The sequence below is a fragment of the Streptococcus parasuis genome (assembly GCF_021654455.1).
GTDB classification, from domain to species: Bacteria; Bacillota; Bacilli; order Lactobacillales; family Streptococcaceae; genus Streptococcus; species Streptococcus parasuis.
The window spans coordinates 932,322-954,917 of record NZ_AP024276.1 but is presented as its reverse complement, the minus strand read 5'-3'; the positions used below and the strand labels follow the sequence as shown (position 1 = coordinate 954,917).

General features: G+C 36.3%; 17 protein-coding genes. 2 read left to right on the top strand and 15 right to left on the bottom strand.

Features of this window, described 5'->3' with window-relative positions; genetic code table 11:
* Positions 1–5: 5 nt before the first annotated feature.
* From L6410_RS04760 to cps2T, 9 genes are read right to left on the bottom strand one after another with little or no spacing between them, the layout of a single operon-like run.
* Entirely contained in the window at positions 6–986 is a 981-nt protein-coding gene (locus tag L6410_RS04760; protein ID WP_105142531.1) for a glycosyltransferase family 2 protein, read from the bottom strand.
* Between the two features lie 2 nt (positions 987–988).
* The gene (locus L6410_RS04755) at positions 989–1,978 is read right to left on the bottom strand and encodes a glycosyltransferase family 8 protein (protein WP_160864299.1); all 990 of its coding nucleotides are present in this window, start codon (positions 1,976–1,978) and stop codon (positions 989–991) included.
* Positions 1,979–2,001: 23 nt separating this feature from the next.
* Positions 2,002–3,309, bottom strand: coding sequence for a DUF2142 domain-containing protein (locus L6410_RS04750; RefSeq protein ID WP_160864300.1), 1,308 nt, complete (start codon positions 3,307–3,309; stop codon positions 2,002–2,004).
* Complete coding sequence (locus tag L6410_RS04745; protein ID WP_160864301.1) at positions 3,306–4,565, bottom strand: MATE family efflux transporter; 1,260 nt, start codon at positions 4,563–4,565, stop codon at positions 3,306–3,308. Before L6410_RS04745 ends, L6410_RS04750 begins: the two co-directional genes overlap by 4 nt.
* 32 nt (positions 4,566–4,597) lie before the next feature.
* A complete protein-coding gene (locus L6410_RS04740) occupies positions 4,598–6,361 on the bottom strand; it encodes a rhamnan synthesis F family protein (RefSeq protein WP_237396413.1) in 1,764 nt (587 codons plus the stop codon).
* Positions 6,343–7,557, bottom strand: a complete 1,215-nt coding sequence (locus L6410_RS04735) for an ABC transporter ATP-binding protein (protein ID WP_024410223.1) — start codon at positions 7,555–7,557, stop codon at positions 6,343–6,345. The genes L6410_RS04740 and L6410_RS04735 overlap by 19 nt, the downstream gene beginning before the upstream one ends.
* Positions 7,557–8,363 (bottom strand): ABC transporter permease, encoded by an 807-nt coding sequence (locus tag L6410_RS04730; protein WP_044674151.1) that lies wholly within the window; start codon positions 8,361–8,363, stop codon positions 7,557–7,559. Before L6410_RS04730 ends, L6410_RS04735 begins: the two co-directional genes overlap by 1 nt.
* A 2-nt stretch (positions 8,364–8,365) precedes the next feature.
* Complete coding sequence (locus L6410_RS04725) at positions 8,366–9,295, bottom strand: glycosyltransferase family 2 protein (protein ID WP_237396411.1); 930 nt, start codon at positions 9,293–9,295, stop codon at positions 8,366–8,368.
* Positions 9,292–10,440: a beta 1-4 rhamnosyltransferase Cps2T gene (gene cps2T, locus L6410_RS04720; protein WP_237396409.1), complete on the bottom strand. Its 1,149-nt coding sequence runs from the start codon at positions 10,438–10,440 to the stop codon at positions 9,292–9,294. Before cps2T ends, L6410_RS04725 begins: the two co-directional genes overlap by 4 nt.
* 244 nt (positions 10,441–10,684) lie before the next feature.
* Between cps2T and L6410_RS04715 the strand changes: the two genes are divergently transcribed.
* A complete protein-coding gene (locus L6410_RS04715; RefSeq protein ID WP_237396407.1) occupies positions 10,685–13,237 on the top strand; it encodes an LTA synthase family protein in 2,553 nt (850 codons plus the stop codon).
* 244 nt (positions 13,238–13,481) lie between these two features.
* On the opposite strand, the gene L6410_RS04710 is transcribed toward L6410_RS04715, so the two are convergent.
* The 5 genes from L6410_RS04710 to L6410_RS04690 all read right to left on the bottom strand — a co-directional run bounded on the left by L6410_RS04710 (position 13,482) and on the right by L6410_RS04690 (position 19,677).
* Entirely contained in the window at positions 13,482–14,834 is a 1,353-nt protein-coding gene (locus tag L6410_RS04710; protein WP_237396405.1) for an IS66-like element short variant transposase, read from the bottom strand.
* Positions 14,788–14,994 (bottom strand): IS66 family transposase, encoded by a 207-nt coding sequence (locus L6410_RS04705; RefSeq protein ID WP_002939754.1) that lies wholly within the window; start codon positions 14,992–14,994, stop codon positions 14,788–14,790. Before L6410_RS04705 ends, L6410_RS04710 begins: the two co-directional genes overlap by 47 nt.
* A gap of 51 nt (positions 14,995–15,045) precedes the next feature.
* Positions 15,046–15,396 (bottom strand): IS66 family insertion sequence element accessory protein TnpB, encoded by a 351-nt coding sequence (gene tnpB / locus L6410_RS04700; protein ID WP_172017332.1) that lies wholly within the window; start codon positions 15,394–15,396, stop codon positions 15,046–15,048.
* Positions 15,377–15,562, bottom strand: coding sequence for a hypothetical protein (locus L6410_RS04695; protein ID WP_024392629.1), 186 nt, complete (start codon positions 15,560–15,562; stop codon positions 15,377–15,379). The genes tnpB and L6410_RS04695 overlap by 20 nt, the downstream gene beginning before the upstream one ends.
* Before the next feature lie 215 nt (positions 15,563–15,777).
* On the bottom strand, positions 15,778–19,677 hold the full coding sequence (locus tag L6410_RS04690; RefSeq protein WP_419580011.1) for a GBS Bsp-like repeat-containing protein: 3,900 nt from the start codon (positions 19,675–19,677) through the stop codon (positions 15,778–15,780).
* A gap of 458 nt (positions 19,678–20,135) precedes the next feature.
* On the opposite strand from L6410_RS04690, the gene L6410_RS04685 reads away from it, so the two are divergent.
* Positions 20,136–21,308 carry an IS110 family RNA-guided transposase gene (locus tag L6410_RS04685; RefSeq protein ID WP_237395142.1) on the top strand — a complete coding sequence of 391 codons (1,173 nt, stop codon included), beginning with the start codon at positions 20,136–20,138 and terminating at the stop codon, positions 21,306–21,308.
* Between the two features lie 402 nt (positions 21,309–21,710).
* On the opposite strand, the gene rfbD is transcribed toward L6410_RS04685, so the two are convergent.
* Positions 21,711–22,562, bottom strand: coding sequence for a dTDP-4-dehydrorhamnose reductase (gene rfbD, locus L6410_RS04680; RefSeq protein WP_237396394.1), 852 nt, complete (start codon positions 22,560–22,562; stop codon positions 21,711–21,713).
* Positions 22,563–22,596 lie beyond the last annotated feature (34 nt).

The following is a 22,596-nucleotide window of genomic DNA, read 5'->3' as shown; positions in this document are numbered from 1 at the left end:
TATTATTATCTACTTTTATAAATTTTCAGAAGTTTGTTTTGAATAAATGTTGATACATATATCCCCAGAACTCTGGTCATTAAACCTGAGATTCTAAACGAAACAAGTTCTACCCTCTGTGAATATTTTAGCAAATATCTAAATTTTTTCACAAACATTTTTATATCAGAATTATTTAGATATGGAAATACAAATGGTAAGATGGAAATATAAGAATTTGATAAATAAATCAAAAGTGCTTCTTGTTTCTCATTCGATAGTTTTTTAAAATTCTTTAAATTTTCTTCAATTCCTCTAAAGGCATGTTCTACATGTCGAAGCGTGACATTATTTGTAATACTTCCTTGTCGGTTCTGACGATACATGCATTGTGTATTATCTACAACAATAAATACATTCAACTCTTTCAAGAGATTTGCACACCAAATACCATCTTCATATAAATATCCACTCAAGAAATTAAGAGCAGAGTTAAATTTATCTCTTCTGACACATTTATTCCAAGCAGGAGTGATTAGGGCTCCTGTTTCAACGAGTAAGCACGTATCTGTAATAACCTGATGAATCGGTAATTTTTTAGAAAAATTTCGAACTGCTACATCATCCTTACCGTAAAAGTAGGAAAATGGATAGATAACTGCATCAATAACTTCCTCATGTGAAATTATTTCTCTATTAATTTCATCTAAAAAGCATATATCGGTCCAAAAATCATCTCCATCTAAAAATAAAATATAGTCACCACTAGCGTTCTTTATCCCTGTATTTCTGGCTGCAGATAATCCCCCATTAGACTGATGAAATACCTTCACCCTATCATCTTTAGCTGCCAATTTATCGCATATATTGGAGGTTTTACCATCTGTAGAACCGTCATCTACCAACAATATTTCAAATTCTTCATAAGTCTGATTCAGTACACTATACACACATTCTTCCAGATAATCAGCAACATTGTACGCTGGGATAATAACGGAAAACTTCACACCTAGACTCCTTTTTGTAATCTAATTTTCCTATATTTCATGAATACAGGAATTAAGACTGTAATAATTTTATAGCGCAACATAGGAAAAGGCTTCATAACCATGTTAAAAAGATTAAAGCAGAAAAAGTAAAGCTGCCAACCACTCTCAAATTGAGTACCTTTCCATGGCGTCTGATTTAATGCAGAAACATAGTCCTCTCTAAATCGATGTTTATTTCCGATTCTCCATGGACGTTCTTCGCCTAAAAAATGAACAATACGTGGTTGCTTACGAATTTTTACAAATTCTTCTTTTGAAATAAACGTTGAAGGCCTACTTAATTTTTCCAATGTACGATATGGATAAACATCAAAAATATTAAAATAATTATAAGTGATTGAGAGTGTTTTTATCTCTTCTTTCAATGCTCCATTCAGTGCATCTTGATCATTAGCAAAAAGCTCACCATTTTTTTCTTTATAATAATCAAAAATAATTGTTCCTATACTTTTTGAACGCCACCGTTTCAAATCGATTAGAAGAACTCCCGCATTATGATATGTATACGTACCCAAATTTAAGCCTTCTCTTCTCTCAGACGAAGCTGTCGGTTCTGGGCACATTCCAAGGACTTTCCCCTCCAAATCTACTTCCCATAGCTCCCGAATATTTTCTAAAACTAAAGTATCTCCATCTAAATAGATGATTCTATCAACTTCTTTTGGCAGTAATTTATCTACAAGTAATCTTGCAAGTACAACCGAAGCCCAACCATTTGTGTCAACTTGAAAATCAAAATATGATTCCAAGTTTTCCAATTCAACGATTGTCAATTTATTACCTTCGTCGGTAACAAATTGATGAAGTTTTTCTTTATTCTGTTGACTTATACCATCTGAGAAAAGATAAAAATGGCATGTATCGTCTTCGTTTAAAGTTCGCATGATTGAACCCATACAAGTAGCAACTTGTGGGACAAAAGCATCATTCAATGTAAATAAAATATTCACGTTTCCCTCTTCCACTATCTTAATTACAACCAATAATAATCCACTATCAAAAATAGATACATGATAAAGTTAATGACTACTGTGCCAGTGAGCAACCGTATCAAATACTTCTGTTTTACCGATACACTTACCTGCTCTTTTAACATTAAACATGCCGGAAATAGATAGACTAAAAACGGAGTAAAGTATCTTCCTTGTGCTCCTTGAGAAATCATTGCATTTGGTCCAATAGCTGTCGGTGTCCATGCAAAATACATGCCCGCTACAATGATAGCTACCTGAACAGGGAGTACAAATAACGAAGCAAGACCTTCTGTTTTACTTATCTTTAAATTTCCATCATTAAACAATAATAACGTAAAAATGAAAATATCTATGAAAATTAACCAGAGAGGTAGTTGAGTGACAAACCAGCCAAAATAACCAAAAATACCAACCGTTAAAATACCATTAAGATGATCATTTCTATTATTGATAAATAAACTGTTTATCATCACTTTAACAAAGTGCACGACACCACCTCTATTATGTAGGAATAGATAGCTAACAAGTAAAACTAGTCCTAATCCCAAAATAAGAATTGGTAATCTTCTCTTTTGAATCCATTTTAAAATCGAATTAAACTTAGATAAGACACCTTCAAATTCAAAATCAACAAAAAACAATAGTGCCAAAAGTAAAATATTATTTGCTTTTGTTAAATATAGTAGCAAGGATAATAATATTAAATTAATAAATTTCCTGGTGGTCAGTACCTTGTCTACCAATAAGTTAACATAAAAAACAAAAAATGCAACAACAGCCAGATAGTTCACCACATCATAAGACAGAGAGCCAGCCTGCTGAATCATCATAGGTAAAAGTGAGACAAAAAACAGCGTCATCTTCCCAAACTTTATTTTTTTTATCAAATAGTAGATACCTATAATATAGACTATTGTATTAAAAAGGCGCCCTATAGTGACCATCATACCATATGAAGGATAAATCAATTTACCTACAACTAAACCTATTAGCTGAGGAGTACTCATTAACGATTTCAGAGAAAAATCGACAGATAATCTGTCCTTTGAAAAATCACGAATTTTGGTAAAAAGGCTTGAATATTCTGTAGAATCAACTGCATGAATCTCCGGTTCTGAATACGTAAAATCTGCTGTCCGTAATTCATTCATTGCCTCAGTATCTCTACTTGTCGGAGAATCAAATAATATATTCCACGACATAAAAGCATGTGTAGCCTCATCAGGAACCTTTGTCACAGGCATAACAAATATTGAAATTAACAAAAAGGGGATTGCTAACCTTAAAAATAATTTTTCTATCTTCATTCTTGTACTTCCCAATTCAAATGTTTTTGCAATTTTAGATATATTACTAAAGAAATTAAAAACCAAGTCCACATCGAACTAACAAAAGCAATAGCTGCCCCCAATATTCCATAATATTCTACCAGTGGATTAGAAATCAATATGGATAATAAACAAGAAATTGCAAATGAAATTACGAGATACTTTTGCTTCCTCAAAACGGTAAGCATGTTATCACAAATGGTTGCAAAGGTACTCGCAATTCCCCCAAGCATTGTTATAATAAAGCTTAGCCAGTATTTATTAAGATTCGTTCCATAGAGAATATTTAATATCGGAATCCCCAATACTATTCCCCCAACCAAAACTAACACAGCCAACCCGACAACCATTTTAACGATACGCTTCTGATACTGTTTAAACTGATTATAGTCCCCAGCTCTTCTATATATTGCCAACTGAGTTATCATGGGTCTAAACAAAATCAATAAAATATTCATTGAAAAAACAGGCATAAATAAAATGTTAAAATCTCTTTGAACACCTGTTCCTATAACACCTCTCTCAAAAAAAGTATTGAGAGCATATTTAGGTTGATTATAGATAGTAACAAGTAAAAATGCATTAATAAATAACGGCAAGCATTCTAATAATATATTTTTAATGGCTTTTAAATTAATTTCTTCTTTGATAATCCTCGTAAATTGAAACAAATTCGGAACATCAAAAAAGAAAACAAATAAATATGAGCTAATCACTAGATAGATTAATGAGAGTAGCAGGTTATTGGTCATAAACAAACCAATTCCAAATGTCAAAATCACAATAGAGTTTCTCAAAAAAAGTGATTTACCTGCAATATCTAGCCGAGCATTTTGTTGGAACAATCCTTGAAAAACATCCGATAGAGCATCACTTCCACGATACAAACATATTAGGAAAATACAAGCAGATTTTTGAAATTCATATTTAGACAGAAGAATATAGCTTAAAGCAAGTAATAGCATAATAGTTATTGTTATAAGTCTTGTTGCAAGATACTGGCTAAACGAAAACTTTTTCGAAACATCAGTCGCTTGATAATCTCTTACCTGAAAACTAGCAATGATTACAAAAAGATTTGCTACTGCATAAGCAAAACTAAAAATATCAGCCTCTAATTCCGTCAACAAACGTGTTACTAGTAACAATAAAAATATTGATATTGCTGCTGAAGAAATACTTCCTAATAAATTCCAAATAAATATTGTTTTTGGTGATACTATTTTGCTCTTCACACTATCTTCCCCTTGTTTGTCATCCGTTAACCCTAATTTTTTAATAGAGATTTCTTTATCATCTTAAACACACTTACAATCCCAACAGATATTATCTTTAGTGTCCTTCTCAGTCCAATTTGTAAAAATTCCTTTTCTTCAATAATTAAACGCAATTCCCTTTCGCTGGAAAAACTAATCTTTTCCAATATTGGACTCACATTTTCAGTATTCTCGATCACTGCATAATCATTTGATAAATCCCACGCGCTATAAATAAATAATATTGGAACTAGCAATGATCTAACTTCTTTTGAAAAATCAATGTTTCTAAATTGTTCCTCAATCTTATTAAAGTGTTCTGTTTTTATCCAATACCAACTTACTTCTTCTCCAATTATATAAGGCACTTTATAAAAATCAACTTTCTTAGTTCTCACAAGTGATTCATAAAGTATGTTTAATTGACGAATAAGTTCTGGATTGTTCTCTCGAAGACTTTTTCTATCATATCTTTGATTAGTTGTTAAGTCTGGAATAACTACAGCCAAATTAGATTGTGATTCAAAATTAGAAATCACTGTATCAAATGATGTAAAAAACATTTTCCTCAACTGATACCTGTCAATAATATCCTCTACAGAATATTTTATTTCCTTTGTTTGTTTGACAGTTATATGAGCAAGATATTTGGCATCTCCCATATAGTTTTTTACTGTTTCAAAAAAATGCAATTCATCTGTGACTTTTATAATCTGTCCTCTCAATTGGTAGGTGAACAAATATCTCTCAACTATAATACACTTATTTGAAAAATCAGCTTCTGGCAATGTTATTAGTAACTGGCACCTATCGGCTATTTTGCATAACTCTTCAATATACTCTTCAAAAATAGATACTGATTCTATGTGAATATGAAGAAGTACCGACGTCGAAGATAGAACAGTTTCCGTCGTTTGCGAAACCCGTATTTGAGGAATAAAACTCGTACCCGGAATAATTATCTGTCTCAAATGCCTCTCGATTAATTCAACTGGGTATTTCGTTTTCATCCTAATAAGATGTATTAAAGAGTATATTCTATCTGGATATTCAGTAAAACTCTTTATTTTTATGAATGGAACATTATTTTTAAGTATAACTTCTGGATATTCTAGTGTTACGTTACTATTTTCAAGGGTCTTACAACAAATGGACGTATCTAATACACACTTATAGCTATAGCCCTCTGATAAAAGTATTTTCGTCAATTGGCTCTCATATAATTTTATAACATCTTGTATATCTGTTAACTTACTTACAGATGACCAAAAACCAACGAATGCTTGACTCTGCAAGATTCGTTTTTTAAATACCATAAAATATGACTGTAAATGTTCAGGGACAACTACACTATCTATTTTTGTCTCTAAGTGATTGGTCATCCCCCAAAAATCAACATTAACATCATTGTCAAATTGACTATAATAATCCTCTAGGTTCCAGAGGGGTCCGAAACATGTATCATTCATCAGAGTTACCGAATCATATTGATAAAATGTTACTTGATTCAGCCCTTCTTTCCATGCCGCAAAATCATAACCAATATTATCTCTTTGGATAAAAAAATCAATCAGTCGTTCCGACTGTAAATATTGTACTTTGTCCTTTGAAACATGGCTGTTAGAAACAAAAACTATGTCTGAATAAATACTTCGTATCGACTTTAATTGATAATAAATATATTCACTGACAACATTATATTTATTATAGTGAACATATACCAACAAACGCGACATTCTGCCTCCGTTATATTTTATTAATCTAGCAGCTCCCATTGGCTATTTCTCTGAATAAACCCGGTTGCTGCGTCTTCCTCTGCAATATTATCAGTGCTAAACTTCCTACTAATAAAAATAGCTGGTGTGTCAGAAGTCTTTGCAAATAATAACGGCTGCTTATTACTATTTCGTACTGACACCGCCATTTTTAATTTAGCCTGATTAATTGAAGGTAGCTTACATTTCACTCGGATAAACTTCTCACCTTTGCCAAATGTTTTTAAATCCATAGAATTGTCGTTATATACATCAAAATGACGTTCTAAATCTAAAAATGTAAATGCAATATGTGTTTCAATATCTTCTAAAACCGTATATTTAAACTCGATTTCAATTGATTCATCAGGTTCAATTTGATTTTTTGAGACTAGGTTAATCTGCAAATCTTTTACAATATCACTCTGATGCAGTGGTTCTTCGTTTTCTGTAACTTCGCTTATTGAGGCAAGCACATTATCAAAACTGTATTGATTAGCTACATCATCAGGTTCTCCTAATGCCTTGACGTATCCTTTCTCTATTAGAAGAGCTTTATTACAATACTTTTTCACAGCTCCCATATCATGGGTGACAAGAATGGTCGTTTTTCCACTTTTTTTACGCTCTAGGAAATAATCATTACATTTACGCTGAAAGGCCTCATCGCCCACTGCGAGAACCTCGTCAAGTATCAGAATATCTCCCTGCGCTTTAATGGCAACTGAAAAGGCTAAACGTACCTGCATTCCACTAGAATAATTTTTCAGCTTTTGATTCATAAATTCACTTAATTCCGCAAATTCAACAATATCATCATACATTGCATCAATTTCTTCTGCAGTGAATCCTAACATCGCACCATTTAGGTATACATTTTCCTTACCAGTTAGCTCAGGATTAAAACCAACACCAAGTTCAATAAAAGAAACTAATTTACCATCCACAGCTACAGTTCCTCTTTCAGGAACATATATTTGAGATAAAATTTTTAACAGTGTTGACTTACCAGATCCATTGCGACCAACAATTCCAAAAAAGTCCCCTTTTTCAACTTCGAAACTGATATCCTGCAAAACATTATACTCCACGTAGCCTTTAATTCCTTTAAATAGATTAACTAATGTAGTTCTTAAACTCTGACTACTCTCCGTTGGAAGTTTAAAACTCTTGCTAACATGTTCTACTTTTACAGCAATATTCTTATTTTTTACCATTACAAAATCTCCGCAAACTTTTTAGCATTTTTTCTAAACACAGTTATACCCAATAGGTAAATAACGACTGGAAGAATGTACGGAATTGCCACAATATAAGGATTTTCTATCAATTCACTAACTGTAGTATTCCCTGAATAAACGATAAAATGTCTCAAGTCTTGAATAATTTGTGCAACAGGATTCAACATCATCAACTTAGCAAATGTTACTTGTCCTCGCTGTAAAATGAACGTTAATGAATAAATAATTGGTGTTGCATACATTCCAGCTTGTAAAAACACTTCCCAAATTGGACCAATATCTCGAAATTTTACAAATAATGAAGATAAAATGAAAGCTATACCTGTTGCTAGTAATGCCAATTCAAAAAACAAAGGGATTATAATTAAAACGGACCAAGTAAAGGGAACCCCGTTAATAGCAGCAAATACAAACACAACCATTAAGTTAATGGCGTAGTTAATAGCTGCTCCCGCTACTGATGAAAAAACAATAATTTCTTTCGAAAAGTTCAACTTCCGCAATAGATCTCCGCGTGAAACAATTGACATCATCCCCATATTAGTTGCTTCTGTAAAAAAGTTCCAGGTTACCATACCTAATAATAACCCTACTGCATAATGAGGAGTTCCGTCATCAAAACGCAAAAAGCGGACAAATACTAAATACATAATTGTAAAAAGTAATAATGGCTTCAAAATCGACCAAAGATGCCCAATGAGAGAACCTTGGTAACGTAATTTAAAATCTGTTTTAATCATCTCTCTCAAGAGTATTTGATTTTCTTTATTTAATAAATTCATAACTATTCCTTATATGCAAATTTTGTCACAATCAGTGTTGTGAATACTAATGTATGGAAGGCTTTGTTTTTTCTCAATCCATATTTTCTCAAAATCCTGAATCGTTCAAGCATTGGTTTATCCATAATGGTTACAAATGCTTCAATTAACTCTCTATTTGACTGAGATAGAGGCATTTGTAGTAAATGACGGGCTTGTATTTGACTATTTTTAATCAAATCCCAATAAACCGCAAATAAAATGTGAGGACGAACCCATTTTTTAAAGCGTTTTGAGAGTGTTCGAGCCCCTAAAACATTATCAGAATGCTGGCGGTAAAGTTCCCCTGGTTGATCAATAAACACCAAATTTCCAAAAGCTGAGGCAAGTAAGGCTAAGTACCAATCGTGCATGAGTATATCATCCGTCTCTTGCCACATTTCAGCGAGAGTATGATTGATCATGGCAACCCCACCTGTTACCGTGTTTTCGGTCAACTCTTGAACCAATTCAGTATTAGCATGATGAGATTGAGATTTAACCATGCTTTCAGTCATAATCTCTAAATCTTGATTGACGACTTTCAAATCCATATAAACCATTAAGGGAAGATCAGCTGGATAGTTTTGAGCTTCCTTTAGACTAAGTTCCAATTTATTTGGCAACCAAACATCATCCTGATCACTAAAAAAATAAAAGTCAGCCCTATCATGGTTCACTAATTTGTGAAAACTTTTTATAACTCCAAGATTGTCACTCTTATCACTATCAATAATATGAATTCGACTATCTTGACGCTCAAAATCCTTAAGGATTTCTTTTGTATTGTCACTGGAACCATCATCACGGATGAAGAGAGTCCAGTCTGTGTATGACTGTTCTTTGATCGAGCGAATTTGCTCAGACAAGAACTGTTGACCATTATAGGTCGACATCAAAATATTGACTTTCATCGTAAAAATAATTCCTCGTACTCACGTGCAATTTTTTCCCATGTATAGGCTTCTTGCATGTGTTTTTTTGCAGCTTTTCCAAGCTCAATGGATTCTGCTTGTCCATCAATTTGATCAATCAAATGAGCCAAATTTCCTCCATCTTTGCTCCAATAACGAGCACCTTGCAGGGCAACTTTTTTATTAAAATCAACACCTAAAACCAAATTTTCATTGGTTTGTGCCAAGGCCTCGAGTAGACCAGGATTTGTTCCACCAACTTCATGACCATGGATATAGGCACGACACTCCTGTCGAAGATACTTTAGTAGTTCTTGATCGTACACTGTTCCAACAAATTTAATACGTGGATCAGATGCAAAATCTGTCTCTTCTTTGAGCTGTTGGAAATAAGCAGAGCCTTCATGATTGGCAACGATGACCAAATCACGTTTTGTCTTGCTGGCCATAAATTCCTTGATAGCTGTTACATAATTATTTTCTGGAACAAAGCGACCAACTATCAGGTAATATTCTTTCTCTTTTATTTTCCATTTTTCAAAATAGTGACGAACCTTTTCTGATTCGTTCGTCAGAGTTGTCGGTGTTAAATCTGTACCATATGCTATAAAAGTTGTATTTGTAGCTGAGTATTCAGACTGCAAGTAATCCTCGATACCTTCATTATCAGCGACAATCAAATCCGCATAACGAACCATCATTTTCTCAGAAAATTTTAGATACCATTGAACTGGCTTAGCCCATTTTGCTCGTTTCCACTCCAAACCATCTGGATTTACAAACAAGGTACCTCCAACAGAGTGAATCATTTTTGCAAAAGGTACTATGAAGCCACCTATGGTATTTCCCAAGATATAGAAAATCGGTCGCTCTATCTGCTGTTCCTTAATGATTTTAAGGGCATATCTAATTGCCAGCATATCATAAGCAATCACACGAGCCGGTCCAAGTTTTGGCGGATTAATGGTAAAGCAATCTGCCCCCAGATAGGTGGAATGTTGATGATGACTTGTATCAGACAAGCACGCTACATGGTAATGAATCTCTTCAGATTCCTGATGGCTGACCAATTGTTGGACAAAGGTCTCAAAGCCACCATATTTTGCAGGCAGTCCACGACTACCGATAATAAAAACGTGTTTCATGAATCCTCTCCATCAAATAGCAGTTCTTTTCATTATACCATTTTTTGAAATAATTTCCTAATTCTATCAGTAGTTTTGGTTTCATATCCATAGTTTCAGTATCATTTAGGCTTCACACACATGCTTATTTTTTCCTTATTCAACTTTTAAATTTAAAAAACAAATTTTGAGTAAATTAGAAAAATTTGTTATAATGTGTACTGGCTTTCACATAAAAATATAAAACTTAGAATTGTTAGTAAATATGAAATTAATCAAGCAGCTTATTCACACACTAATCTCCATAGGATTGCTCGGAAGTTTTTTCCTGTATGCACATCTAATTCAAAACGAATTGGGTTCCACAAAAAATGATGGGACTGTAGAAATAATAGCAGAACAACCAAACCAAGTAATAGACAGCATCCAAATTAATGGACGCTATGTTCAATCATCAGAAATTATCAAAAACCAATGGGGATTCAATGATGCTGAGTTAATTCCTAATTTTTCTTCTCTAAGTGAAGATAATTCACTCGTAATTAAATCTTCTTCTGTAAAAACCATATCCTTTGAGTACTTTGTTAGTGAAAATCCGACTATTGTAAAAATTAAAGTCGGTGGACAATTGGTTGAATCCATTGACACATCAACTGGAGATAAATATAAAAATTTAGCCTTTATTGAGCTTCCCTATACTTTACGGATAACTAAAGATAATCAATTTTGGTACCTCCACTTAATAGTCCTTGCTTTAGGTCTAACATGCTTTATCTTAAATGGAGCAACATGGAGAATCAAAAGAAGAGATATCCGTATCTTAACAATATTATTAATCGTTCAATATATATTCACTACTTTTACATTTCCACGATTATATCGCAATGAATTAGTGCTATTTAATTCGAACTTTAATAAAATGGAAACTCAACAGCTATTAGTTGCACTAACTTTCCTGATATTTTTTGGTCTTTTAGGATACAAACAACTCCGAGGTCATATCTCTAAAGCCTTCAAAACGATTAGCCTATCAGTGATTTATCTTCTAGTTCCCATTTTTTCATTATTTATTATTGAAAATAGCTACTCACAATTCTCTACTCTTTCCCCAAACAGTCTTTGGAACAATCTAATCATTATTGGAATAATTTATCTAATTGTAGCATTAGCAACTTCCCTACGATTAGCAAGCCTCATAATTCTTTCTGCTTCAATTATTATTGGATTAAGCAATCAAATATTGATTGACAACAGAGGGGCACCAATACTGTTTTATAATTTCTTTCAAATTACAGATGGTTTAAACGTAGCTTCAAGTGTAACAGTCAATATCAATAATAGGATGTTACAAAGCATAGTATTCTCTTATATTTTGTTTACGTGCTTTCTTTTCATTCCTAAATTATCTTTACCAAGACTATTACCATCACAAACTTTTTATTCTAGACATGATTTTAAATGGTTATATCGTTTAAGTAGGATTTTACTAAGTTTCGTAACTTTAATAACAGTATTTCCTTTGATTAATCAAACAGTAGTTTCTAATGCAAATATTTCATTAAATTACTGGCGAATGTACATTACCTACGGTCAATATGGACTTCCACTCTCGCTTGTATCGTTCTACGAAGATAGTAAAATATCAAAACCAGAGGGATACTCGACATCAAATCTTGAGAAACTACTTGAGACATACTCCTCAGATACAGATACTATTACAAGCACATCCAAACCAAATATTATATTTATTCAAAATGAATCTCAGAGTGATTTTTCAACTTTACAAAACTTAAGTATCTCACCGGATCCATTATTAAATCAACATGCTTTATCAGATAACACTGTACATGGAACGCTGAACGTCTCGGTTTACGGTGGTGGTACAGCAAATACAGAATACGAAGTTCTAACAAGCAACGCTATCAGTTTTTTGTCTTCAAATCTATTCCCTTACCAACAGATTATTACTCAAGAACGGCCAAGTTTTGCATCTTATTTAAAGGATAAAAATTATGACACTGTGGCACTTCATCCTCAATCTGGAAATAATTACAATCGACAAAAAGTATATCCTTTACTAGGGTTTACGAAATCCTATTTTTTAGATTCAGAACCTGCAATTAGTGAACTCGCACCACTGACAATTGATAGGGGCTGGCCATCTGATCAATTTCTTTTCAACGGAATAAAAGAACTCTATGAACAAAAAGGAGATAATCCACTATTTAGCTTCGTAGTTACCATGCAAGGACATGGTGGATATCCAAGTACTGAAGCTATTTATCCTCGTGAAGTTAACATTAATGGTTCAACATCCGAATACTTAGCTGAAACAGAATTCCTGACAAGTCTGAAGAAAACAGATGAAGCTTTTGCAGATTTAATTACTTATTTCAGTTCTTATAAAGAACCAACTGTCATCGTTATGTACGGTGATCACCAACCAAGTTTAAGTCAAGAATTTTATTCACAGTTTATGGATGAAAGTGACCCAGCCTCAAAATATTCTACTCCGTTTGTGATTTGGGCGAATTTTGATATCAATGAACGGGAAGCTATAACGATTAGCCCAAACTATCTCGTTCCATATTTAATGAATATACTTTCCGAATCCGAGTACGCACTTCCTAGATCACCTTATCAGCAGTTTATGAGTGATATGCAACTCGAGCTACCTATCATTACTAGCTGGGGTAATTTAGATGGTAATGACCAACAAATTGAGGACTTATCAACCCTACCGCTCTACCAAACATATTTACAGCTCGAATACAACAGTGCCGTTGATAAACGACCTTTAGAGGACTTATTTGAATGATAAAACCGAATCTTTATAAACTGTAATGGGTTGATGAAAATCTAACACCTAGAGAGGACGAAATTCGTTCTCTCTTTTTTGCGATTAGTTCTTCAATTTCAAATTCTAGGCTCAGGAATCGAGGGCCGATTCGCTGACACTAAATTTATTCCATATTAATCATTCTAATAGATATTCGTAAGCGCCTAATAACAAAGTATATTGAAAAAAGCTCCAAAGTCATGTTGACCCTGGAGCTTTTTTTCTATTTACAAGCTCTTTTAATTTTTTCCTTCCATGGCAAATAAGCCTCTAGCACCTCTTTTTTTGCGAGCGTCTCCTCGTTAGGTAAGTGTTCTAGAAGATAGTTCATATATTTTTCTGCATCAAGGCCGTGTCGTTTAGCAGTTTCCAAAAGACTCAGAATGACAGCTGTCGACTTGGCTCCCTCAAAGCTCTGAGAAAAAAGCCAATTTTTTCTGCCCATCACTAAGGTCTTCATTGCTCTCTCAGCCATATTGTTAGACAGGACTAAGTCACCGTCCGAGAGAACGGTTCGGAAAGTGGTTTCGTAGTTGAGGCTATATTCTATTGCAGTGCCCAATTTGGAGCCTGGCAAAACGGCCTGATTGCGACACCAGTCAAAGAATTCGTCCATCAAAGGAGCCAACTCTGTCTGACGTTTATGTAGCCGTTCCTCAGTAGACAAGTCTGCCCAGTCATTCTCTAAGGCAAACAGGCGGTCGCAGTAGGCTAAACCCTTGGCTCCTAAAGAAGTCTTGTTTGTCTTCTTAGGAGTCGCTTCAAAGAACTTTCGTCTAACATGAGCCCAACAGCCAACCAGCTGTGCCTTGTCTAACTGACGATAAGCACTCCACATGTCACAATGAACGTAGCCCGCATAATTTCCAAGAAATTTCTCCACAACTAAGCTGCTCCGTCGTTTGTCATGATGATAGAGGGTGATGCCCTTTTTCTCATGTTTCCCAGACAAGAAGGTCCAGTAGAAGGTTAACTGGCTATCATTTTCTAAGACCTTGTAGGAGGTCTCATCCGCATGGAGAATAGGCTGCTCCAACAATTTCTCGTGCAACAGGTCATAAATCGGTTCGAAATAATACTGACTAGACTTGATGTGCCAGTTGGCTATTTCCTTCCGACTGATTGGCAGACCAAGCTTATGCCAGTCCTCTTCCTGGCGGTAATTGGGCACCTTAAGATTGAACTTCTGATGAATAGTATGGGCGATGATAGAAGCTGAACCCAAGCTGTGTGCCAAAGGTGCCTTAGGAACTGGAGCCTTGATAATCTTATCGCTCAGATTCTTCTGACTACAAGCCTGACACTTGTATGCGTGTTGAACATGGTCAATCCGCTTTAATTGTGCGGGAATGAAGACCAACTCTTGCCGTTGAACAGTAGAACCAATCTCTTTCAACTGTCCATGACAGTCTGGACAAGTGCAGTCTTCGCCCTGCAATTCATGATGAATAATCTCTGGAGTGAACTGACTAAAAATAGCCTGACGAACTCCCTTAGCTTTCTTACGTTTATAGGTAATTGTTTCTGTTTCAACTGGGTAAGTCAGCTTCTTCTTCAGGGAGGCTTTCCTCCCCAAACAAGCTCAGCTGACCGGGTTGATACACAACCTTCTCTGATGATTTTCCGTAGAGTTTCTGTCTCAGATACTCAACCTGTTCACGAAGGAGGGTCAATTCGTTGGTCATGATTTCAATGGTTTTTGTTAGACTTTCAATCACTTTATCTTGTGACTCCATGCACTTACCTCCTTCTTTTTATCTCATTATACACAAAGAAAAGCCATGATTTCAATAGAAATCACGACTTTTTGAAACATTTATTTTTGGACTGATAGAAAATCCTTTCATGAGCCAGTCCACCTGCTCGGAAGTTAGCGCCTTAACCTCCTCTTCATTGTTTGGCCAGGTCAATTTCCCATTTTCAAAACGTTTATACAATAACCAAAATCCCTGTCCATCCCAATAAAGAGCTTTGAATCGATCTTTTCGACCTCCGCAGAAGAGATAGACCTGACCGGAGAAGGGATCCAGATTGAAATGACTTTTGACAAGGTAGGCGAGAGAATCAATCCCTTGACGCATATCCGTTTTCCCGCAAACCAAGTAGACTTGACCTAAATCACTGAGTCGGATGGTCATAGAACAGTACCTTATCCAAGATTGTTTCCAATATCTCTTGGTTGATAGAGTGAAAGAAAGTGAGTTCTACTTTTTCGAGACGAATCTTCATCAGGATCTCATTTCTGCTTTTCTTTTCAGAGCGTCGCGATTTGGGAACAGTCAATGGGACGATGGGTTGTGACATAAAAAAATCCTCCAGTTTTTTAATTACAGTATACTGGAGGAGTGAACGATTGGATAGGTACCTTGTTATGGGGCGCTTACAGATATTCTTGTCACATTTTATTATGAATCTATTTGAGACATTTTTTCCAAACTCAAAAAGACCCCATAATCTCTACAGTGGATTTACCCACTACAGAAATTACGGAGCCAAATTATGTCGCTTTTATATCCACACTAATTTAAATCATATTGATCCAATCCATATCGCTGTATTAATGACTTTAATTTTTCAGCATATGCTGGATCTGTTGCATAACCTGATGCTAATAAGCTAGTTAATGCTGTTTCATAATTTGTTGCTTGCAAGAAACTTGCATAGTTCTTTATTCTCCAAGCAGTTGAAGTAAAGAAACTACCATAATCAGAAATACTTTCTAAAAGAGACTTGTAAGCTCGGAATTGTTTTTCAACAGTTATTGTTTTTCCGTTCACGACTTCTTTTGTTTGAACAGTATATGTATTCCCCTTCCAACTCGAATCTGCCTTAATACCGAATATGTTATAAGCATTTGTGGCCAGTTGAGAAGTACCCCAACCACTTTCTAGAATGGATTGGGCTAACATTACACTCGTTACAATACTATTTTTTTGAGAAACTTGCTGAATTGCCGGCAATATATTGTTGAAAAATGATTGTTGACTAACTGTCATCTGACTTTGCTCAGTAGATTTTTTCTGTGTAGAAGTTCCTGATGTGGGTTTACCTCCAACAGCACCATACCAGTTATCAATACCCTGTGCTAGAGCATTAGCCAGTTTCGTTTGATAAGAATCCTGTTTAATCTTCTGCAAATCAGATGGATTATCCATAAATCCAAGTTCAACAAGGATTGCTGGAATTGCAGTTTCTCGCAATACAGCAAAAGTTTCACGTCGTACACCTCTATTGACTGCACCAGTTCCGCTTATAAGACTTGCTTGAACTTGATTGGCTAAGATTTTACTTTCAGCTAATCGAGTTGGATCGTTATGCATCACAGCATTAATTTTAGGTTGATATTCTGGATCATATTGATACCAATAGGTTTCAATACCAGTGGCATTCGAAGATGCTAAGCCAGTCGCATTAAAGTGAATACTGATAAATAAGTCTGCATTACTTTGATTGGCCATCTTTGAGCGCTCTGTTTTGAAATCAACATTATAATCAGCTGTTCTAGTCATCAGAACCTGATATCCCAACTGAATTAAATTTGCTTTCAATTTATTTGCAACAGATAAGGCCAAATTCTTTTCATAAACTCCACCATAAGAGGCTCCGGAGTCTACTCCCCCATGACCTGGATCGATGTAGACTGTGTAAGATCGTTGCACTGGAACCTCGGATAACACTGTTGTTGTTCCACCTGCTCCTGTTAAACCACCACTTGAGTCCTTATAATATAGATGAACTGTATAGGTACCAGTGCGATACTGATGATCCTTCTTATTGACAGTTAACTTATAACTTCCATCTGACTGACGTGTTGCTTCATACCAACGTAAATCATCTGACTGTGACCAGGTCGGCAAGATAACACTTGCTATATCCTTAGGTGAAGAGATATTGGTGACACGAACATCAAAAGTGCCTTTGGCATCATTGACATTTTCAATTGTAATTGTACCGGTAGGTTTTACTTCTGTTAATCGCGTTGTTGTTCCACCAACTCCCGTTAAACCACCACTTGAGTCCTTATAATATAGATGAACTGTATAGGCACCAGTGCGATACTGATGATCCTTCTTATTGACAGTTAACTTATAACTTCCATCTGACTGACGAGTTGCTTCATACCAACGTAAATCATCTGACTGTGACCAGGTCGGCAAGATAACACTCGCTATATCCTTAGGTGAAGAGATATTGGTGACACGAACATCAAAAGTGCCTTGGGCATCATTGACATTTTCAATTGTTATTGTACCGGTAGGTTTTACTTCTGTTAGACGCGTTGTTGTTCCACCTGCCCCTGTTAAACCACCACTTGAGTCCTTATAATATAGATGAACTGTATAGGTACCAGTGCGGTACTGATGATCCTTCTTATTGACAGTTAACTTATAACTTCCATCTGACTGACGTGTTGCTTCATACCAACGTAAATCATCTGACTGTGACCAGGTCGGCAAGATAACACTCGCTATATCCTTAGGTGAAGAGATATTGGTGACACAAACATCAAAAGTGCCTTTGGCATCATTGACATTTTCAATTGTTATTGTACCGGTAGGTTTTACTTCTGTTAGACGCGTTGTTGTTCCACCAACTCCCGTTAAACCACCACTTGAGTCCTTATAATATAGATGAACTGTATAGGTACCAGTGCGATACTGATGATCCTTCTTATTGACAGTTAACTTATAACTTCCATCTGACTGACGTGTTGCTTCATACCAACGTAAATCATCTGACTGTGACCAGGTCGGCAAGATAACACTCGCTATATCCTTAGGTGAAGAGATATTGGTGACACGAACATCAAAAGTGCCTTGGGCATCATTGACATTTTCAATTGTTATTGTACCGGTAGGTTTTACTTCTGTTAGACGCGTTGTTGTTCCACCAACTCCCTTTAAACCACCACTTGAGTCCTTATAATATAGATGAACTGTATAGGTACCAGTGCGATACTGATGATCCTTCTTATTGACAGTTAACTTATAACTTCCATCTGACTGACGTGTTGCTTCATACCAACGTAAATCATCTGACTGTGACCAGGTCGGCAAGATAACACTCGCTATATCCTTAGGTGAAGAGATATTGGTGACACGAACATCAAAAGTGCCTTGGGCATCATTGACATTTTCAATTGTTATTGTACCGGTAGGTTTTACTTCTGTTAATCGCGTTGTTGTTCCACCAACTCCCGTTAAACCACCACTTGAGTCCTTATAATATAGATGAACTGTATAGGTACCAGTGCGGTACTGATGATCCTTCTTATTGACAGTTAGCTTATAACTTCCATCTGACTGACGAGTTGCTTCATACCAACGTAAATCATCTGACTGTGACCAAGTCGGCAAGATAACACTCGCTATATCCTTAGGTGAAGAGATATTGGTGACACGAACATCAAAAGTGCCTTTGGCATCATTGACATTTTCAATTGTAACCGTACCGCTCGCCTTCACATCTACAACAATTTCATTCAGATAAACCATTTTGCCATTACGGTTTACGTATGTATGAATGTTATATTTGCCGTAGTCTCTATGTTTTCTTAAATCTGCATAAGCAGCGCCAGTTTGGTCAGCATTATACCAAACAATATCATCTTGACCATTCTCATCTGACCACACCGCAAATTTAATGACTTCACCACTATTGATAGAACCAGTATATTTCAGTTCAAGCGTCTGGTCAATTTGACTTGCTTTTGTAACAGCACTAGTTTGGGAACTAGAATTTGTTGCAATACGCATCAACGAAGCCGAACGCAATTGGCTACCAACTGAACTTGTAGTCTGTGTTGAAGTCAGTGTAGAAGCGGTCGTTGCATTCGATGAATCAGTTACAGTTGCCGCCAATGAAGAACTTGCAGTACTAGAACTTTGTGTCTCGCTTGCTGAAGATGAAGAATCTTTCTCAACACTATCGACTACTGTCCCAGATGAAACAGGTTTTGACGCTACTGTTGCGCTAGTGTTTTCAATCAAATCGCTGTCATCATTAGTATTTTCAGCTACTTTAACCCAGTTGAACGAATAATCATCTATATTATGAGCACTACCATCAATAAGGTTGACTGTTAAAGCCAAAGTAAAGGTACGATCTTCATCAGAAAAACTTGATCTATCTAAATAGGCCACATATTGACCACTAGCATCAATCGTAAAAGCAATCGTTTTTCCAGTATTCTTTTCTGACTTAAACTGACCAGTTACTCCAACGATTTCTCCAGTAATATTTGAAAGAATCGCCTTCATTTGGCCAGCTTCCTCAACAACAGTTAATTGGCCACCAGTTCCAGGCAAATTAGGTACAGTGACAAGCTGACTTGGAGCTTCCAAACTGTCTGCATGAACAACATATCCATTTAAAGCGACCGCGCATACGGATAAGAAAAATAATGTCCTTTTTTTCACTTTCTCCTCCTCAAATCCCATATTCAAATCTATATTCAAAACACAACCAAACGATAACTGGATCATTAGGAAAACCGTAAAAATACTAAATCTGCAAAATAAATTATAGCACAATTTGGAGCATTAAAACAATATTACAATTTTTCATTTTTGTGACATTTTAGCCCAATAATAAAAAAGAAGACGACTTTTTGAAAATCGTCTCGTTGGGAGTGGGAAAGACATCCATGATGGCTCCGCCCTCACCCACAGAATAATGAAAACGAACATAAAGCCCTCACTAGGTGTATAATCATAGTGAGGGCTTTGTGGTTGACGAGTTAATGATGTTAAACATCGAGGGAAAAACTGATCCACTCTACTGACGAGCACCCCAAAATATGCGATAGGCATGAGTATAAAAATACGACTAAAATTCGGTAGATAAGCTCTCTAATTTTTAGAAGGAGGGAATTATCATGGATGTTCTCTATCAATCTTGTGCAGGTATTGATGTCCATCAAGCCAATATTGTCGTTTGTATCCTACACGGATCTCTCACCTCAACTCGTCCAAAGCGTGAGATGGCTACATTTGATACAACGACTAAAGGCCTACGTACTTGCCACGATTTTCTCAGTCAATTTCATGTGGAAGCTGTTGGTATGGAAAGCACAGGTGTCTATTGGCGACCTGTCTGGCATGCTCTCTGTGATGACTTCGAGTTGATACTCGCACAACCAGCCCACATGAAGGCAATTCCAGGTCAGAAAACTGACAAGAAAGATGCTCTCTGGATTGCCAAATTAACACGGATTGGTCTACTACCTCGGAGTTTCGTTCCCGATGAAACCATTCAAGAATTGAGGGAGTTGACCAGACAACGAAAACATTATGTGGAAAGTCGTAATAAGGAGACCAATCGTATCCATAAAATTCTTCAGTCAGGTGGTATCAAGCTAACGACCTATATCGAAGATATTATGGGTGCTTCAGGTCGTAATCTCCTTCAACTACTGATTGACAAGACGCCTATCACGCCTCGCATTGTTCATCAATCAGTTTATACAAGCTTGAAGAAGGAGGTACCTCAACTTCTTAATGCTATGGATGGTTATTTCTCTGACCATCATGGCTTCATGTTAAAGCAATCCTTAGAGCTTCATGATTTTTATCAGAAGCAGATTGAAATATTGGAGGACCGAATTAATGACTATCTATCACAATACGAGAAGCAGGTAGAAATTCTGGATTCTATCCCAGGTATTGATGTCATTACAGCCTCTGTCATTATCTCTGAAGTTGGAGCTGACATGAGTCAATTTCCAACTGCTGGACATCTAGCCTCTTGGGCAGGACTCTGTCCAGGTAACAATGAGAGTGCTGGTAAGAAACGAAGTACCAAGATTCGACATGGTAATTCATATCTAAAGAAATGTTTATGCCAGGCCGCTTTCGCTATCAAAAGACAAAAAGGAAGTCCTCTAGCTGAACGATTTTATCAGATTCAAAGTCGACGTGGTTCACAAAAAGCAACAATCGCCCTCGCACATCAATTATTAAAAATAGCTTATATTCTCTTAAAAGAGCAGATAACGTATCCTGAATTTTTAGCACAGAAAAAGACTACTAGGGACGAGCTAGTAGCCTAACATAAAAAATTTTTTCGCTTTGATTATATCATAGGGAGGGAGTTTTTGCATTCTTTTGAGTTTTCGTATAAGAACTCGACTAAGATAAAAAGAGTTCGTCAACAATTTTTCGTTTTAAGTTGTTGAGCTGAAACAGTCTATCCCCAGACTGTTTCACTCCCACCCCCGCACAGCTCAAACTGTCTGGGAGACAGTTTGAGGTTGGAGATAAAGCGAACTTTGTTCGCAACAGCCGTAATGGTTAGATTTGGAGTGTAAAACACGAACCTCAGAGATTTGTTTCACAAATCCTATCTCCAACCTTTAACAGTCCACTGGACTGTTAAAGCCAATCAACCACTGCGCTGAGATGTTGACACGAACTCTGAGAAGCGACCCTGGGCTTTATGCCCAGCCTCTATTCTATTTCTTCCCTTGCTTATAAAACTCTTCCAAGGCTTCTTGCCATGTCGGGATGACAAATCCTGTCGCCTTTGCCTTATCCAAGCTCATGGTTGAGTTGAAAGGACGCTTAGCCTTGGCCGGGAACTGGCTAGAGTCCACTGGTAATACCTTAGTGTTGGTATCCTTGAGGATCTCTGTCGCAAAGTCAAACCAAGTCGTATCTTCTGCTGCATCGTTTGACAAATGGTAGTAGCCAAATGCTTGCTTAGTATCCACTAAGTATACCATGAATTCCGCAAGTGTACGTGTCCAGGTTGGACGACCGTGTTGGTCATTGACTACTGTTAATGTGTCTCGAGTTTCCGCAAGATTTTGCATGGTGAAGACAAAGTTTTTGCCATAGTTACCAAAGACCCACGCCGTACGAACAGTATAGAACTTGTCTGCGAACTTTTCAACCGCTTCTTCACCCAAACGCTTGGTACGACCGTATTCAGATTGCGGATCTGGTTGGTCATCTACTTGCCATTCTTGACCGACTGGCAACTCACCGTTGAAGACATAGTCTGTTGAGATATAGACAAGGGTCGCACCGTATTTAGCTGCTGCCTTGGCAACATTTTCTGAGCCTGTTACATTAATTTTGTAGTTAAGCTCCTTTCCTTCATCTTCAGCCATATCAACAGCTGTATAGGCTGCACAGTGGTAAACAACACTTGGTTTTACTTCTGCAAAGAAGGCATCAACCTTTTCCGCATCCGTGATGTCCATTTCTGCTACATCGGCAGCCACATACTCAACACCACGTTCATCTAATAAGTAACGCAATTCTGTACCCAACTGACCATTTGCACCTGTAATTAATATCATGTCTACTCCTTATTTTAAGAAAGGCTTGGACAAA

Bases quoted from the DNA above. Each gene is read 5' to 3' on its own strand.
- L6410_RS04695 (WP_024392629.1), bottom strand. From the start codon at position 15,562: ATGTCACAACCCATCGTCCCATTGACTGTTCCCAAATCGCGACGCTCT.
- cps2T (WP_237396409.1), bottom strand. From the start codon at position 10,440: ATGAAACACGTTTTTATTATCGGTAGTCGTGGACTGCCTGCAAAATAT.
- L6410_RS04750 (WP_160864300.1), bottom strand. From the start codon at position 3,309: ATGAAGATAGAAAAATTATTTTTAAGGTTAGCAATCCCCTTTTTGTTA.
- L6410_RS04740 (WP_237396413.1), bottom strand. From the start codon at position 6,361: ATGGGAGCTGCTAGATTAATAAAATATAACGGAGGCAGAATGTCGCGT.
- L6410_RS04730 (WP_044674151.1), bottom strand. From the start codon at position 8,363: ATGAATTTATTAAATAAAGAAAATCAAATACTCTTGAGAGAGATGATT.
- L6410_RS04725 (WP_237396411.1), bottom strand. From the start codon at position 9,295: ATGAAAGTCAATATTTTGATGTCGACCTATAATGGTCAACAGTTCTTG.
- L6410_RS04735 (WP_024410223.1), bottom strand. From the start codon at position 7,557: ATGGTAAAAAATAAGAATATTGCTGTAAAAGTAGAACATGTTAGCAAG.
- rfbD (WP_237396394.1), bottom strand. From the start codon at position 22,562: ATGATATTAATTACAGGTGCAAATGGTCAGTTGGGTACAGAATTGCGT.
- L6410_RS04685 (WP_237395142.1), top strand. From the start codon at position 20,136: ATGGATGTTCTCTATCAATCTTGTGCAGGTATTGATGTCCATCAAGCC.
- L6410_RS04715 (WP_237396407.1), top strand. From the start codon at position 10,685: ATGAAATTAATCAAGCAGCTTATTCACACACTAATCTCCATAGGATTG.
- tnpB (WP_172017332.1), bottom strand. From the start codon at position 15,396: ATGACCATCCGACTCAGTGATTTAGGTCAAGTCTACTTGGTTTGCGGG.
- L6410_RS04705 (WP_002939754.1), bottom strand. From the start codon at position 14,994: ATGGAGTCACAAGATAAAGTGATTGAAAGTCTAACAAAAACCATTGAA.